Raw genomic sequence first — 13,878 nt, 5'->3', positions numbered from 1 at the left:
GCTCTGCTCGGTGGGGACCCAGAGTCTCCCGCTTCCCGGCCGGCTGCCGGGGTACGGAAGTGGACCGAGCGTGGCCGATCGTGGTGCATTCTGGCCGCCCGCACAAGGGGCGCCGTTACCGGCTAGTAACGGCGCGATAACCGAACAACGACCCAGCGGTCTCGGAGGGCGACGGACCGTGCGACCACTGGGCAGAGCAAAGCCGTTGTTCCCCGGGCGAAGCCGGACAGACCAACGGCTTTGACTTACTCGTAGTAACAGCGGGTAGGTTTACCAAGTTTTGGTAAAGCGTGATCGCTGAGGCATCAGACCGGCCATCCGGCGAGCCCGGCACCACGCGTCCCGTCGTCCGACTCGGAGTCAGAACAGCGCTCGCGCAAGCGCCCTGCGCGCGGCCACCACCCTCGGGTCGTCGGCTCCCACGACCTCGAACAGCTCCAGCAGCCGGCGGCGCACCGCGTCCCGGTCGTCACCGGCGGTACGGCGCACGGTCTCGATGAGGCGGCCGAAGGCGTCCTCGACATGACCGCCCACCAGATCCAGGTCGGCGGCGGCGATCTGGGCGTCGGCGTCACCGGGCTTCTCGGCCGCGTCCCCGCGCACCCTCTGCGGGTCGAGGTTCTGCACCCGCTGGAGCAACTCGGCCTGTGCGAGACCGAACTTGGCCTCGGTGTTGGCAGGGTCGTCGCTGAGCACGTTCTTGTACGCCTGCACGGCACCGCCCAGGTCGCCGGCGTCCAGCGCATCCACCGCGGCCGCCAGCAGGGCGTCGTACGGCCCCGCCGGCGCTTCGGCCGCGGGGGCGGCACCCGGAGCCGCGTCCGGGTCGACGGTCAGACCGGTCAGGCCGAAGCGCTGCTCGGCGACCTGGACCAGCTGGTCGAGGGTCTCCCTGATCTGCTGCTCGTCGGCCGCGCCCTGGAAGAGCGGCAGCGCCTGCCCCGCGACGACCGCGAAGACGGCCGGGATTCCCTGGACCCCGAACTGCTGCATCAGCAGCTGGTTGGCGTCGACGTCGATCTTGGCGAGCAGGAAGCGCCCGCCGTACTCGACGGCCAGCCGCTCCAGCACCGGGCTGAGCTGCTTGCAGGGCTGACACCATTCGGCCCAGAAGTCGATGACGACCGGGACTTCGGCGGAGCGCTGGAGGACTTCTTGCTCGAAGCCCGCCTCATCGACATCGATGACGAGGTCGGCCGGCGACACCGCGCCGGCGCCGCCATGGCGGGCGGCTTCGGCGCGCGCCTGCTCCGCCTTGGCCTTGGCCTCCTGGGCCGCCTTCACCGCGGCGAGGTCGACGACGCCGCTCATGGACATGTTGCGTGGCTGCATGCGTCCATCCTCCCCCGTTCCGGCGCATGAAGGAAAAAAACGATCGTGGTCGGTGATCGCGGCCGGCGCCGGGTCCCCACCCGCGCCAGTGGCCGAAAGCCCGTGTACGTCCGTCACGGGCTTTCGCTACGAGTCGTAGCGTAATAGCTGTGAGGGCTTCGGCGACAGCGGTTCCCGGTGATCTCTCTCACCACTTGGCGAGGTACCCGGCTAGGGTCCTTTCATGCAGAGCCGCACCCCCGCCAGCCGTACCGGGCGCCCGCGCAGCGCCGCCGCGGACGCCGCGATCCTGGCCGCCACGCGGGAGGCCCTGGTGGAACTGGGCTGGTCCGGGCTGACGTTGTCCGACGTGGCCGTGCGGGCCGGGGTGGCGAAGACGACGCTCTACCGCCGGTGGTCGGGCAAGCACGAGCTGGTGGTGGACGCGGTGGCAGAACTCTTCGACGAGCTGGCACTGCCCGACCGGGGCTCGCTGGCCGCCGACATCGAGGGCGTGGTGCTCCAGTTCGCGGCGATCCTGGAGCGTCCGGAGGCCAGGTGCGGGCTGATGGGCGTGGTCGCGGAGTCCACGCGTGACGACGCGCTGCGGGAGCGGGTGCGGACCTCGATCGTGGAGCGGCAGAAGCGGCTGGTGCTGACGGGGCGGGCGCGGGCCCAGGAGCGGGGCGAACTCCCGCCGGAGGCCGACCCGGAGGAGTCCGCGCGCACGGTCGACCTGATCTTCGACATGGCGGCGGGCGCGGTGGTCCACCGCACCCTGGTCAGCGGCAAACCGGCGGACGAGGAGTGGGCCCGGGGCTTCTCCCACCTCCTCCTGAACGGTCTGGCCGCGTCCGCGGCGACCTGACACGCAGGGGCGGAATCCCGTTCCGCCCCGCCCCCGCGTCGCCCGCCGGGCCGGTGTCAGACCCGGTGAAGCCCTTCCTCCACCAGGAGTTCCGCGAACGAGGCCCCCTCGACCGGCAGGCCGACTCGATCGTCTCCGGATGCCGGGTCAGAAGCCGGCCGGCTCGGTGTACACCCCCCACTCGTCGCGCAGCACCCCGCAGATCTCGCCGAGGGTCGCCTCCGCACGGACCGCTTCGAGCATCGGCTCGATCATGTTGGTCCCGGAGCGGGCGGCGGCCAGCATGGCGTCCAGGGCCTCGCGTACGGCTGTGTCGTCGCGGGCGGCCTTGCGGGCGGCCAGGGCGCGGACCTGTTCGCGCTCGACCTCGTGGCTGACCCGGAGGATCTCCAGGTCGCCGGTGACGGAGCCGGTGGCGACGTTGACGCCGACGACCCGCTTCTCGCCCTTCTCCAGGGACTGCTGGTAACGGAAGGCGGACTCGGCGATCTCGCCGGTGAACCAGCCGTCCTCGATGCCGCGCAGGATGCCGGAGGTGACGGGGCCGATGGGGTGCCGCCCGTCGGGGTGGGCCCGCAGGCCCCGCTCCTTGATCTGCTCGAAGATCTTCTCGGCGTCCGCCTCGATCCGGTCGGTGAGCTGCTCGATGTACCAGGAACCGCCCAGCGGGTCCGCGACGTTGGCGACGCCGGTCTCCTCCATCAGCACCTGCTGCGTGCGCAGCGCGATCTCCGCGGCCTGCTCGCTGGGCAGCGCGAGGGTCTCGTCCAGGGCGTTGGTGTGCAGCGAGTTGGTGCCGCCGAGCACGGCCGCGAGCGCCTCCACGGCGGTGCGGACCACGTTGTTGTACGGCTGCTGCGCGGTCAGCGAGACCCCGGCGGTCTGGGTGTGGAAGCGCAGCCACTGCGCCTTGTCGGTCTTCGCGCCGTACACCTCCCGCATCCAGCGGGCCCAGATGCGGCGGGCGGCGCGGAACTTGGCGATCTCCTCGAAGAAGTCCACGTGGGCGTCGAAGAAGAAGCTGAGGCCGGGCGCGAAGACGTCCACGTCCAGCCCGCGGGACAGGCCAAGCTCCACGTACCCGAAGCCGTCCGCGAGGGTGTACGCCAGCTCCTGCGCGGCCGTGGCCCCGGCCTCACGGATGTGGTAGCCGGAGACGGAGAGCGGCTTGTAGGCGGGGATGCCGGCCGCGCAGTGCTCCATCAGGTCGCCGATCAGGCGCAGATGGGGCTCGGGCTGGAAGAGCCACTCCTTCTGGGCGATGTACTCCTTGAATATGTCGGTCTGGAGCGTGCCGTTCAGCACCGCCGGGTCCACGCCCTGGCGCTCGGCGGCGACCAGGTACATGCAGAACACGGGGACGGCGGGGCCGCTGATCGTCATCGAGGTGGTGACGTCACCGAGCGGGATGTCCCCGAACAGGATCTCCATGTCGGCGGCCGAGTCGATGGCCACGCCGCAGTGCCCGACCTCGCCGAGCGAGCGCGACTCGTCGGAGTCGCGGCCCATCAGCGTCGGCATGTCGAACGCCACCGACAGCCCCCCGCCGCCCGCCGCGAGGATCATCTTGTACCGCTCGTTGGTCTGCTGCGCGTTGCCGAAGCCGGCGAACTGGCGGATGGTCCAGGTACGCCCCCGGTACCCGGTCGCGTGCAGCCCGCGCGTGTACGGGTACTCCCCCGGCCACCCGATCCGCTCGAACCCCTCGTACACGTCCCCCGCGCGGGGCCCGTACACCGGCTCCACGGCATCGCCGGACAGTGTGCTGAAATCCGCGTCGCGCTTGCGCGCCCCGTCATACCGGTCCTGCCACCGTCGGCGGCCTTCTTCGATCGCGTGAGCGTCCATACCCTCGAATTTACTTGGACGTCCTAGTAAATGTCGATGGGAAACCACCGTACGGGTGTACGGCGGTTCAGGTCACGCCTTGACGGCGGCCGGAGCAGGCTGCGCGACCTTGGCCTCCAGCTCGCGGCTGATCTTCCGCTCGACGAAGATCGCGGCGGTCGGGATCGTGCCCGCGATCAGCACCCAGAGCTGCTTGCCGACCGGCCACTTCGCCTTGGAGCCCAGGTCGAAGGCGAAGACCAGATAGACCACGTACAGCCAGCCGTGGGCGATGCCGACGATCCGTGTGAAGTCGTCGGCACCGTCCATGTGGAGCAGGTACTTGGCGATCACACCCAGGGTCAGCAGGACCAGCAGCACACCGGTGACGTAGGACATCACCCGGTAGCGGGTCAGGACGCTCTTCTTCATGCGTATGAGCGTAACCACGTTTTCCGGGAGATCTTGCCCCAGGGTCACCCCCAGGAGGACCCCGCCGCTCAGGCGTCCTCGAAATCCCCCGCCGCCACGCGCAGCGGCCTCAGCACGGTGAAGATGTCGCCGCAGCTCTCCGCGTCGTAGGCGCCGAGGCCGAAGTCCATGGCCATGAGGTCGCGGGTGGCGGCGTCGACGACCTCGCGGCCCTTGGCGGTGATGACGGCGAGGGTGCCGCGGCCGTCCCTGGGGTTGGGGCGCTTGGCGACCAGGCCGGCCCTGACCAGGCGGTCCACCGTGTTGGTCACCGAGGTGGGGTGGACCATCAGCCGCTCGCCGATCTTGGACATGGGCAGCTCCCCCTCCTTGGAGAAGGTGAGCAGCACCAGCGCCTCGTAGCGAGCGAAGGTCAGCCCGTACGGCTTGACCACCGCGTCGACCTCGGCCAGCAGGATCTGCTGGGCCCGCATGATCGAGGTGATCGCGCCCATCGAGGGCACGCTTCCCCAGCGCTGCTTCCAGAGCTCGTCGGCACGGGCGATGGGGTCGAAGGGGAGACTGAGAGGCTTGGGCACGTCGTCAGACCCTACCGGCCGGTCATATCGCGGGCAGCCCCGTCTCGGCTTTCGGTCACCCGGCACGCCACGGCGAGCGCGGCACAGCACACCGTGCCCGCGACCCCCGCCGCCGTGACGGCCGACCGCACCCCCATGAACTCGGCCATCGCGCCCGCCAGCGCCATCCCCACCCCCTGGATCGTCATCAGCCCGGCGCTCAGCAGCGTCATCGCCCGCCCCCGCAGCTCCTCGGGCACCGCCCGTACGAACCACTGGTCGAGCCCGAGGGTGTACGCCGAGCACGTCCCGGCGAGCGCCAGGAGCAGCAGGGACGGCCAGAGTCCGGGACGCAGGGCGTAGCCGAGGTAGGGCAGTACGGCGAGGCAGAGCAGCGGCAGCACGATCCGCTCACGCGTGGCCTGCCCGAGCCGCGCGCCGGCGAACAGCTCACCGGCGACCGTGCCGACGGGCAGCGCGCACATCAGCAGACCGAGGCCGGTGGAGCCCGCGCCCAGCTCGTGGGAGTAGGGCGCGGCGAGCGCCTCGGGGAAGACGAGGAACATCGAGGGCACCCAGAACATGAGCAGCAGCACCAGCACCCGCCGGTTCCGCAGCAGCGCGAGGATTCCGCCGCCCTGCTTCCGACCGGGCCGCAGCCGGGCCGGCCGGTGCCGGGTGCCGAACCGCAGGAGCACGGCCGAGGAGAGGAACGTGCCGACCGTGATCAGCAGCGCGTGCCGTGGGCTGACGACGGTCAGCAGCAGGCCGCCGAGCCCGTACCCGACGAGCAGCGCGCTCTGCGAGACGATCCGGATCAGGGACCGGCCGAGCACGAAGGCGTCACCGTCACCGAGGACGTCCGCGAGGGTCGCCATCCGGGTGCCGGAGAACACCGGGGAGACGACGGCGACACAGCAGCGCAGCCCGAGCAGCACGCCGACGCCCGCCCCCGGCGTCACCATCGCCGCCACGCCCGCCGCGCACACCAGGTCACAGACCACCAGCACCCGCCGGGCGGGGAAGCGGTCGGCGACCGGGGCGAGCAGGGTGCCGCCGAGGGCGTAGGGCAGGAAGCCGGCCGCGAAGGCCAGCGCGCTCATCAGGGGCGAGCCGGTGAGGTCGTAGACGAGGACGGACAGCGCGATCTCGCTGACGACCATCCCGAGCAGCGACAGCACATGGGCGGCGAAGACGGCGCGGAACTCGGGGACAGAGAGGACGTGGCGGTACCCGGTGCGGGCGGGCGCCGGGGCCTTGGGCGGTGCGGACATGACGGGCAGCCTGCCGGGGGCCGTGCCGGGCGGCGTAGAGTTTCGGCTCCGGCCGAATGTCCAGCGGGAAGAGGAGGAGGAGCGTCCATGGCCTCGCACCTGCACTTCGGCGAGGACGACTTCCTGAACTGCCGGTTCGCGGTGTCCCCGCTGTGGGAGACGCAGGACGCGGTGCGCACGCTGCGCCGCCCGGACCGGCAGGGCTATCACGTGCCGTGGCTGCGCCGTATCCGTACGGCGGCGGCCGGGCTCGACCTCGCTCCGCTGTGGCTGCTGATGCCCCGGCGGGGCCACTCCCCGGACTGGCTCGGGGCGCCCCCGATCGGCCCGGCGGCCACCTTCGAGGAGGAGATCGCGGCGGTACGGGCGGCCGATCCGGCGGCGGCCCGCGAGGACACCGCCCGCTCGCTGGCCTGCACCCCGGGCGCGCTCACCTCCGAGCGGGGCCGGGCGTGGCTGGCGGACCCGGTGGGGATGGTGCGGGAGCTGGCGGACGCCCTGGAGGTGGCCTGGCGGGTGCTGGTGGAGCCGGAGTGGCCCCGGCTGCGGGCGCTGCTGGAGGCGGACGTGGCCTTTCACTCGCGCCGCTTCGCCGAGGTCGGGCTCGGCACCCTGCTGCCCGAGCTGGACGCCCGGCTGAGCTGGGACGGCCGCACGCTGACCCTGCCGGGCGGGGTGTACGAGCGCCGGCTCGGCGGGCGGGGCCTGGTGCTGATGCCGAGCGTGTTCTGCTGGCCGGACGTGATCACCGGCTTCGACCCGCCGTGGCAGCCGACCCTCGTCTATCCGGCGCGCGGTGTCGGCGGCCTGTGGGCCGAGCCTGGCGCGAGGACACCCGAGGCGCTGGTACGGCTGCTGGGCCGGGGCCGCGCGGCGGTGCTGGCGGCGCTGGACGACCCGGCGTCCACCACGGCCCTGGCCCACCGCCTCGGCCTCGCCCCGTCCTCGGTCTCGTCCCACCTGTCGGTCCTGCGCGAGAGCGGCCTGCTGACCGCCCGCCGGTACGGGCACCAAGTGCTGTACGAGCGGACGCCGTTGGGGATGGCGCTGGCCTCAGGGGGCTGACGGGAGGCGGTCCAGCGGCCGGGGTGTGCCGGTGAGGGCGAGCGGGGTGCGGACACAGCGCCGGGCGGCGGGCGCACCCCGCGTCGGCGTCCTGAACAGCGCGGCCGAGGCCACCGCCAGGAGCAGCAGCGGGCACAGATAGGCCTGCGCGAACCCTGACCGCGATCATTCTTCCGCCGCCGCCCGTCAGTTGGGCACAGACGGGAGTTTCCTGAGGTCGGCCAGGCTGTCGGTCAGCGTCTTGTCCCCCAGCATCACGACGACTGCGTTCTCGATCTCGTCGGTGAGCGCCTCGAAGTAGCGGCACGCCTTGGCGGTGACCTCGCAGACGTGCGGCATCTCGTCACGCTGGTCCCAGATGCGCTTGTCCGCGACCGCGGAACGGTAGATGTCGCGCAGCGTGATGTCCGACGCCGGCCGTGCCAGCCCCAGCCCTCCACTGCGTCCGCGCACCGACGTCAGCAGCCCGTCACGCACGAGCGGTGCGGCCAGGGCGCGCACGAAGCTCGGGTTGTTGTCCAGCTTCGACGCCAGCTCGGTCGAGCTCACGGTCGGCCTGCCCGACTCGGCGGCGTCGGCGATCAGCTGCATCGTGAACAGAGTCGTGGGGAATCTCAAGTCGATCATGCGGGGTCCTTGTGTGACCGAGAATACATAAGAGTAATTCTTGCATTTCTTCGGTGGATACGTATCTTGTACTCATGCACATTAACGCAGCGGACAACATACCCGCCAGCAACGACCACCTGCTCGCCCCTGTGAAGCTCGGCGCGCTCGAGCTCCCCAACCGCATCGTCATGGCGCCGATGACGCGCATGCGCGCCGACGAGAACAACGTCCCGCTGCCGGCGGTGGCGGAGTACTACGCGCAGCGCTCGACCGCCGGGCTGATCGTCACCGAGGCCGCGGCAGCCACCCCGTTCGGCGCCGGCTACGGCCCCATGGTCGGGTTCTTCGACGAGAGCCACGAGCCGGCGTGGCGCAAGGTCGTGGAGGCCGTCCACGCCGAGGGCGGACGCATCGCGCTGCAGCTGTGGCACGTCGTCCGTGCACGCAGCGAGGAGGACGGCGCCGGTAAGGGGCGGAACTGGGTGATCAAGCACGAACTGCGCCCGGAGCAGCTCACCGCGGAGGAGATCAGGGCGGTCGCGAAGGACTTCGGCACCGCGGCCCGGCGCGCCCGCGCACTCGGCTTCGACGCCGTGGAGGTGCACGCGGGGACCGGCAATCTGATGGACCGCTTCCTGCGCTCGTCGACCAACCGCCGGACCGACGAGTACGGCGGCTCGGCCCCCGCACGGGTCCGCCTGCTGCTGGAATCGATCGCGGAGGTGGCCGCCGAGATCGGCAGCGACCGCACCGGCCTGAAGATCTCGCCGGTCTGGCCGGTGGACGGGCGCCCCGACCCGACCGGCCGGGAGGAGTTCGCCTACCTCCTCGGACGCCTCGCCGACATCGACCTCGCCTACCTTCAGGTCAACCGGGTCACCGAAGAGGACCGTGCCGCAGGCGCCGACGAGAGCATCACGCTCGAATGGGTGCGCGAGCACTACGCGGGCACCCTGCTCGCGGCAGGCGGCTTCACCCGCGAGGACGGCGAGCAGGCCGTGGCCGACGGGCTGCTCGACGCGGTCGTCTACGGCCGCGCCTTCCTCGCCAACCCCGATCTGCCGACCCGTTTCGCCGCCAGGGCGCCGCTCAACGCCCCCAGGCGGGAGACGTTCTACACCAACGGCCCCGAGGGCCTCGTCGACTATCCGACGCTGTGACCCGGCCGACCCCGAGGGCGAGCACGCCCCACCCGCATCCGGCCCTCCCGGGCCGCCCCAAGCCTTGAGGAGACGACCATGACCCGTCTGAACGGCCGAACCATCCTGATCACCGGCGCCGCCCGCGGTCAGGGAGAGGCGCACGCGAGACGCCTGATCCAGGAGGGCGCCCACGTGGTCCTCACCGACGTCCTGGACCGAGAGGGCACGGAGCTGGCGAAGGAACTCGGGAAGCGTGCTCTCTACACCTCGCTGGACGTCACGTCCGAAGACTCGTGGGACGCCGCCGTGGCACTGACCGTCAAGACGTTCGGGGGGCTGAACGGCCTGGTCAACAACGCCGGCGTGACCGAGGTCGCACCGATGAGCGAGATCACGTACGAGGCGTACCGGCGCCAGATCGCGATCAACCAGGACGGCGTCTTCCTGGGGATGCGCGCGGCCGCCCCGCACATGGGCCAGGGCGACTCGATCGTCAACATCTCGTCCGTCGACGGCTTGATGGGCCAGCCCGGAGTCCTGCCCTACGTCGCGGCCAAATGGGCGGTGCGCGGGATGACGAAGTCGGCGGCCCTCGAACTCGCACCGCAGGGCATCCGCGTCAACTCCGTTCACCCGGGAGTGATCTACACGCCGATGCTCGAGGCCCCTGACGCCGCAGCCGCGCTCCCGGCCGTCCTGAACAGCGTGCCGCTGGGACGGGGCGGCGCCCCGGCAGAGGTCTCGGCACTCATCGCGTTCCTGCTCAGCGATGATGCCTCTTACAGCACCGGAGCGGAGTTCGTGATCGACGGCGGCCTGACCGCCGGGAAGCATGTCGCGGCCTGACTGGTCACCTGAGCGTCGGCCCACCCACGGCACCCACCGACGGAACCCGGGCGGCTGTCGCGGCCTGGACGTGCGGATGCCAGGGATGGACGGCTACGAGACCGCCGCCCACATCAAGCGCCGCCCCCGCGAGCGGCGAAGCACCTGACCGTTCCGCACGACGCCCCCGGCCACGAGGAGCCGGCACCGCCTGGCGGTGCCGGCTCGTCGTGGTGGTGTGGGTGCCGACGGTCGGTGGCATGGCGGGTTCGACGTCCATATCTACGCCGTCGCGCTGCGACGCCATGGACTGCACCTCGACCAGCCGACCAGCCGACCACCCGGGTTGCAGCACTCCCTGCGCCCTGCTGGTGGCACGCCGCGGCCGAACGTCACGCTCGCCGGTGATGCACTTCCAGAACAGGCCCTGGTCAGGAACCCAGGTGCCGTTCCACGGTCTCGACCTTGGCGGTGAGGCCGTCGGTGACGCCGGGGCGGATGTCGGCCTTGAGGACCAGGGAGACGCGCGGCGCGCGGGCCTCGACGGCGGCCACGGCCCGCTGGACGACGTCCATGACCTGGTCCCACTCCCCCTCGACCGAGGTGAACATGGCGTCGGTGCGGTTCGGCAGGCCGGACTCGCGGACCACGCGGACGGCGTCGGCGACGTACTCCCCCACGTCCTCGCCGACGCCGAGGGGCGTCACGGAGAAGGCGACGATCATGCGTTCACGGTTCCTTCCTGGCGGGCGCGGGCCGCGATGACGGCGGTCTCGGACTCGCGGCGCAGCCTGCGCTCGGCGAAGAAGCCGCCGGTGGGCAGCACCGAGAGGACGAGGTAGAGGGCGGCGGTGCCGAAGCTCCACCTGGTCCGGAGCCAGGCGAACACCCAGAAGACCACGTAGAGGACGAAGAGCACGCCGTGGACCGCGCCCATCACGGGGACCGCGTCGAAGTCCGTGGTCCGCTTCAGCACCGAGCACAGCAGCAGGACGAGGAAGGACACGGCTTCCGGCGCCGAGACCAGGCGGAGGCGGCGGAGGGCGGATGCGGTCTTGAGGTCCACGGGTCACCTTCTTTGTGAACAGAAGCACAAGCGTCCCCCCATTGTGGCAAACAACGCCGCCAGGGGTGTACTCAGGGTCGTTCTCCACCCGGGGGCCCTGTTCTCTCCCCCCGGCGTGCGGCTACTTTCACAGGGTGGCGATGTTCCGACTCCAGGGAAGCAAGGTCCTCGCCGTCGACGTGACCGGGGACGCCGTGAAGGCCAAGAACGGCTCGATGGTCGCGTACGACGGGCAGATGGCCTTCAAGAAGCTGAGCGGCGGCGGTGAGGGGCTGCGCGGGATGGTGACGCGGCGGATCACCGGCGAGCAGCTGACGGTGATGGAGGTGAGAGGACAGGGGACCTGCTGGTTCGCGGACCGGGCGTCGGAGATCAATCTCGTCGCCCTGCGCGGCGAGACGCTGCACGTGGAGTCGAGCAACCTGCTGGTGACCGATGCGGGGCTGCGCACCGGTACGACGTTCACCGGGCTGCGCGGCGCCTCGCAGGGCAACGGGCTGTTCACCACGACCGTGGAGGGCACCGGCCAGGCGGCGATCCTCTCCGACGGTCCTGCGGTGGTGCTACGGGTGAGCCCGCAGTATCCGCTGACCGTCGATCCGGGCGCCTACATCGCGCACCAGGGGAATGTCCGGCAGTCCTTCCAGTCCGGCGTCAGCTTCCGCACCTTCCTGGGCGAGGGCGGCGGGGAGGCGTTCCAGATCCGCTTCGAGGGCGACGGGCTGGTCTATGTGCAGCCCAGCGAGCGGAACACGATCGCGGGGGATGTGTGAGATGAGCCTGCGGGAGATCAACTCCAAGATGGTCGAGGCCCGGGTGGCGCCGGGGCAGCGGCTGTTCAGTCAGCGCGGGGCGATGCTGGCGTACACCGGCGAGGTGTCCTTCACCCCGAACCTCCAGAGCGGGCAGGGCGGGGTGATGTCGATGCTCGGGCGCCGGGTCGCCGGGGAGGCGGCTCCGCTGATGACGGTGGAGGGCAGCGGCACGGTCCTGTTCGGGCACGGCGGCCATCACGTCCATGTCATCACCCTCACCGGTGACACCCTGTACGTGGAGGCGGACCGGCTGCTCGCCTTCGAGGGCTCGCTGCGGCAGGGCACCATGTTCCTCGGCTCGCAGGGCGGGGTCATGGGCCTGGTGCGCGGCCAGGCGACCGGTCAGGGCCTGTTCACCACCACCCTGCAGGGCCATGGCGCGGTCGCGGTGATGGCGCACGGCGGGGTCTTCGAGCTGCCCGTCACCCCGCAGCGCCCGGTCCACGTGGACCCGCAGGCGTACGTCGCCCACCACGGCGACGTGCGCAACAAGCTGTCCACCGCGCTGGGCTGGCGCGACATGGTGGGGCGCGGCTCCGGCGAGGCGTTCCAGCTGGAGCTGAGCGGCAGCGGCACGGTGTACGTCCAGGCGTCGGAGGAGAAGCTGTGAGCGGTTACGCGAGCGCGGGCGGCCCGGCGGCCGGTCCGGTGGTCTTCGACCCGGTGACGCTCCCCGCCGACGACAACGTGAACCCGTACACCTTCTGCGTGGAGCTGAAGGGCTCCCAGTGGTTCCTGCAGAAGGGGAAGATGATCGCCTACTACGGGTCGGTCGACTTCAACGGCATCGGGCACGGCCGGCTGGACCGGCTGGTGCGCACGTCGTTCCATTCGCCACTGCACGCGAGCGACTGGGTGGTGGCGGAGGGCACGGGCAAGATGCTCCTCGCCGACCGGGCCTTCGATGTGAATTCGTACGACCTGGAGGACGGCAACCTGACCGTTCGCGCGGGCAACTTGATCGCTTTTCAGCCAAGTCTCGCACTCAAACAGTCGATCGTGCCCGGCTTTCTGACGCTGATCGGAACCGGGAAGTTCGTCGCCGCCTCGAACGGCCCGGTGGTCTTCATGGAGCCGCCGATCCGGGTGGACCCGCAGGCGCTGGTCGGCTGGGCCGACTGCCCGTCCCCCTGCCATCACTACGACCACGCGTACCTCACGGGCGTGATGGGCGGTCTACGTGCGATGACGGGGATCGGCGGGGCCTCCGGGGAGGAGCACCAGTTCGAGTTCACGGGTGCGGGGACGGTGCTGCTCCAGTCCAGCGAGACGCTGATGGCCGACCCGTCCACGGGGGCCGTCCCGTCCGAGCCGGGGGTACCGGGAGGGGGCGCGGCAGGGCCGGTGGGGCCCGGAACGGGGGCTTCCGGGGTACCGCGCCTTCCCGGACAGCTGGGAGACCTCCAGCGTCGCTTCGGGCTGTGAGCGGTAGTCTGCGGAGTGTGACGTCGAACGCGTGCGCACCGTCACATCACCCAGAGTAGTTCGCCATTCAACTTCTTAGGTAGACTTCATTCATGGAGACCGAGACGGCCACGCACTGGCTGACCGAAGCGGAGCAGTGCGCCTGGCGCACCCACCTGGAGGTCAACAGGCTGTTGACGTACCAGCTCGAAAAGGATCTACAGCCGTTCGGGCTGACGATGAACGACTACGAGATCCTCGTCAATCTGTCCGAGTCCGAGGACATGCGGATGCGGATGAGCGACCTCGCGGGCGCCACCATGCAGTCCAAGAGCCGCCTCTCGCATCAGATCACGCGCATGGAGAGCGCGGACCTGGTCCGCCGGGAGAACTGCGAGTCGGACCGGCGCGGCCTCTTCGCCGTCCTGACCGAGCACGGTCTCGAGACGATGCGGAAGGTCGCCCCGCACCACGTGGCCTCGGTACGCCGCCACTTCATCGACCTCCTCACCGCCGACACCCTCCAGGACCTCGACAAGTCCCTGAAGCCGATCGCGGAGCACCTCAGGGACCAGCGCGGCCGGCGGTGTGTTTTTTTTTTTTATTTTTTTTTTTTATATTTTTTTGTGTTTTTCTTTTTTTTATATTAGTGTGTTCGTGCGAGTTGATTTGTTGTTTTTTTT

15 protein-coding genes and 2 pseudogenes are annotated in these 13,878 nt (G+C 70.4%); 9 read left to right on the top strand and 8 right to left on the bottom strand.

The features are described from left to right. Nucleotides 1-360: 360 nt before the first annotated feature. Complete coding sequence (locus ACFWN1_RS06675) at nucleotides 361-1,332, bottom strand: tetratricopeptide repeat protein (protein WP_384358895.1); 972 nt, start codon at nucleotides 1,330-1,332, stop codon at nucleotides 361-363. Between the two features lie 223 nt (nucleotides 1,333-1,555). Between ACFWN1_RS06675 and ACFWN1_RS06670 the strand changes: the two genes are divergently transcribed. Continuing rightward, nucleotides 1,556-2,179 (top strand): TetR/AcrR family transcriptional regulator, encoded by a 624-nt coding sequence (locus ACFWN1_RS06670; RefSeq protein WP_384358893.1) that lies wholly within the window; start codon nucleotides 1,556-1,558, stop codon nucleotides 2,177-2,179. Between the two features lie 147 nt (nucleotides 2,180-2,326). On the opposite strand, the gene ACFWN1_RS06665 is transcribed toward ACFWN1_RS06670, so the two are convergent. The 4 genes from ACFWN1_RS06665 to ACFWN1_RS06650 all read right to left on the bottom strand — a co-directional run bounded on the left by ACFWN1_RS06665 (nucleotide 2,327) and on the right by ACFWN1_RS06650 (nucleotide 6,269). Next, nucleotides 2,327-4,027 (bottom strand): methylmalonyl-CoA mutase, encoded by a 1,701-nt coding sequence (locus ACFWN1_RS06665; RefSeq protein ID WP_384358891.1) that lies wholly within the window; start codon nucleotides 4,025-4,027, stop codon nucleotides 2,327-2,329. 72 nt (nucleotides 4,028-4,099) lie between these two features. Further along, nucleotides 4,100-4,438, bottom strand: coding sequence for a DUF3817 domain-containing protein (locus tag ACFWN1_RS06660; RefSeq protein ID WP_384358890.1), 339 nt, complete (start codon nucleotides 4,436-4,438; stop codon nucleotides 4,100-4,102). Between the two features lie 68 nt (nucleotides 4,439-4,506). After that, entirely contained in the window at nucleotides 4,507-5,016 is a 510-nt protein-coding gene (locus ACFWN1_RS06655) for a MarR family winged helix-turn-helix transcriptional regulator (protein ID WP_384358888.1), read from the bottom strand. 11 nt (nucleotides 5,017-5,027) lie between these two features. Next, complete coding sequence (locus ACFWN1_RS06650; protein ID WP_384358886.1) at nucleotides 5,028-6,269, bottom strand: MFS transporter; 1,242 nt, start codon at nucleotides 6,267-6,269, stop codon at nucleotides 5,028-5,030. Nucleotides 6,270-6,356: 87 nt separating this feature from the next. Here ACFWN1_RS06650 and ACFWN1_RS06645 point away from each other — a divergent pair, with 87 nt between their 5' ends. Further along, nucleotides 6,357-7,334 carry a DUF5937 family protein gene (locus ACFWN1_RS06645; RefSeq protein ID WP_384358884.1) on the top strand — a complete coding sequence of 326 codons (978 nt, stop codon included), beginning with the start codon at nucleotides 6,357-6,359 and terminating at the stop codon, nucleotides 7,332-7,334. A gap of 186 nt (nucleotides 7,335-7,520) precedes the next feature. Here the strand turns inward: ACFWN1_RS06645 and ACFWN1_RS06640 are convergent, their stop codons facing one another. Beyond that, a complete protein-coding gene (locus tag ACFWN1_RS06640) occupies nucleotides 7,521-7,961 on the bottom strand; it encodes an RrF2 family transcriptional regulator (protein WP_384358882.1) in 441 nt (146 codons plus the stop codon). Between the two features lie 74 nt (nucleotides 7,962-8,035). Between ACFWN1_RS06640 and ACFWN1_RS06635 the strand changes: the two genes are divergently transcribed. The 3 genes and pseudogenes from ACFWN1_RS06635 to ACFWN1_RS06625 form a co-directional block, all read left to right on the top strand. Continuing rightward, on the top strand, nucleotides 8,036-9,103 hold the full coding sequence (locus ACFWN1_RS06635) for an alkene reductase (protein ID WP_384358880.1): 1,068 nt from the start codon (nucleotides 8,036-8,038) through the stop codon (nucleotides 9,101-9,103). A 78-nt stretch (nucleotides 9,104-9,181) separates the two neighbouring features. Beyond that, entirely contained in the window at nucleotides 9,182-9,931 is a 750-nt protein-coding gene (locus ACFWN1_RS06630; RefSeq protein ID WP_384358878.1) for a glucose 1-dehydrogenase, read from the top strand. Between the two features lie 64 nt (nucleotides 9,932-9,995). Then, nucleotides 9,996-10,067: pseudogene (locus ACFWN1_RS06625) on the top strand (response regulator); the annotation flags it as partial. A 274-nt stretch (nucleotides 10,068-10,341) separates the two neighbouring features. On the opposite strand, the gene ACFWN1_RS06620 reads toward ACFWN1_RS06625, so the two are convergent. Beyond that, nucleotides 10,342-10,635 carry an MTH1187 family thiamine-binding protein gene (locus ACFWN1_RS06620; protein ID WP_384358876.1) on the bottom strand — a complete coding sequence of 98 codons (294 nt, stop codon included), beginning with the start codon at nucleotides 10,633-10,635 and terminating at the stop codon, nucleotides 10,342-10,344. Then, nucleotides 10,632-10,976 carry a DUF3817 domain-containing protein gene (locus ACFWN1_RS06615; RefSeq protein ID WP_384358874.1) on the bottom strand — a complete coding sequence of 115 codons (345 nt, stop codon included), beginning with the start codon at nucleotides 10,974-10,976 and terminating at the stop codon, nucleotides 10,632-10,634. Before ACFWN1_RS06615 ends, ACFWN1_RS06620 begins: the two co-directional genes overlap by 4 nt. A 140-nt stretch (nucleotides 10,977-11,116) precedes the next feature. On the opposite strand from ACFWN1_RS06615, the gene ACFWN1_RS06610 reads away from it, so the two are divergent. The 4 genes and pseudogenes from ACFWN1_RS06610 to ACFWN1_RS06595 all read left to right on the top strand — a co-directional run. Next, on the top strand, nucleotides 11,117-11,749 hold the full coding sequence (locus tag ACFWN1_RS06610; protein WP_384358947.1) for an AIM24 family protein: 633 nt from the start codon (nucleotides 11,117-11,119) through the stop codon (nucleotides 11,747-11,749). A 1-nt stretch (nucleotide 11,750) separates the two neighbouring features. Further along, nucleotides 11,751-12,401: an AIM24 family protein gene (locus ACFWN1_RS06605; protein WP_384358872.1), complete on the top strand. Its 651-nt coding sequence runs from the start codon at nucleotides 11,751-11,753 to the stop codon at nucleotides 12,399-12,401. Next, nucleotides 12,398-13,216 carry an AIM24 family protein gene (locus ACFWN1_RS06600; protein ID WP_384358870.1) on the top strand — a complete coding sequence of 273 codons (819 nt, stop codon included), beginning with the start codon at nucleotides 12,398-12,400 and terminating at the stop codon, nucleotides 13,214-13,216. The genes ACFWN1_RS06605 and ACFWN1_RS06600 overlap by 4 nt, the downstream gene beginning before the upstream one ends. Nucleotides 13,217-13,308: 92 nt before the next feature. Continuing rightward, nucleotides 13,309-13,779: pseudogene (locus ACFWN1_RS06595) on the top strand (MarR family winged helix-turn-helix transcriptional regulator); the annotation flags it as partial. Between the last annotated feature and the right edge of the window lie 99 nt (nucleotides 13,780-13,878).

The sequence above is a fragment of the Streptomyces sp. NPDC058459 genome, from assembly GCF_042721685.1.
Classification (GTDB): domain Bacteria; phylum Actinomycetota; class Actinomycetes; order Streptomycetales; family Streptomycetaceae; genus Streptomyces.
This window is presented reverse-complemented; position numbering and strand designations above follow the sequence as displayed.

Excerpts from the sequence above, each read along its gene's own strand:
- ACFWN1_RS06675 (WP_384358895.1), bottom strand. The coding sequence starts at position 1,332 with ATGCAGCCACGCAACATGTCCATGAGCGGCGTCGTCGACCTCGCCGCG.
- ACFWN1_RS06670 (WP_384358893.1), top strand. The coding sequence starts at position 1,556 with ATGCAGAGCCGCACCCCCGCCAGCCGTACCGGGCGCCCGCGCAGCGCC.
- ACFWN1_RS06665 (WP_384358891.1), bottom strand. The coding sequence starts at position 4,027 with ATGGACGCTCACGCGATCGAAGAAGGCCGCCGACGGTGGCAGGACCGG.
- ACFWN1_RS06660 (WP_384358890.1), bottom strand. The coding sequence starts at position 4,438 with ATGAAGAAGAGCGTCCTGACCCGCTACCGGGTGATGTCCTACGTCACC.
- ACFWN1_RS06650 (WP_384358886.1), bottom strand. The coding sequence starts at position 6,269 with ATGTCCGCACCGCCCAAGGCCCCGGCGCCCGCCCGCACCGGGTACCGC.
- ACFWN1_RS06645 (WP_384358884.1), top strand. The coding sequence starts at position 6,357 with ATGGCCTCGCACCTGCACTTCGGCGAGGACGACTTCCTGAACTGCCGG.
- ACFWN1_RS06640 (WP_384358882.1), bottom strand. The coding sequence starts at position 7,961 with ATGATCGACTTGAGATTCCCCACGACTCTGTTCACGATGCAGCTGATC.
- ACFWN1_RS06635 (WP_384358880.1), top strand. The coding sequence starts at position 8,036 with ATGCACATTAACGCAGCGGACAACATACCCGCCAGCAACGACCACCTG.
- ACFWN1_RS06630 (WP_384358878.1), top strand. The coding sequence starts at position 9,182 with ATGACCCGTCTGAACGGCCGAACCATCCTGATCACCGGCGCCGCCCGC.
- ACFWN1_RS06620 (WP_384358876.1), bottom strand. The coding sequence starts at position 10,635 with ATGATCGTCGCCTTCTCCGTGACGCCCCTCGGCGTCGGCGAGGACGTG.
- ACFWN1_RS06610 (WP_384358947.1), top strand. The coding sequence starts at position 11,117 with ATGTTCCGACTCCAGGGAAGCAAGGTCCTCGCCGTCGACGTGACCGGG.
- ACFWN1_RS06605 (WP_384358872.1), top strand. The coding sequence starts at position 11,751 with ATGAGCCTGCGGGAGATCAACTCCAAGATGGTCGAGGCCCGGGTGGCG.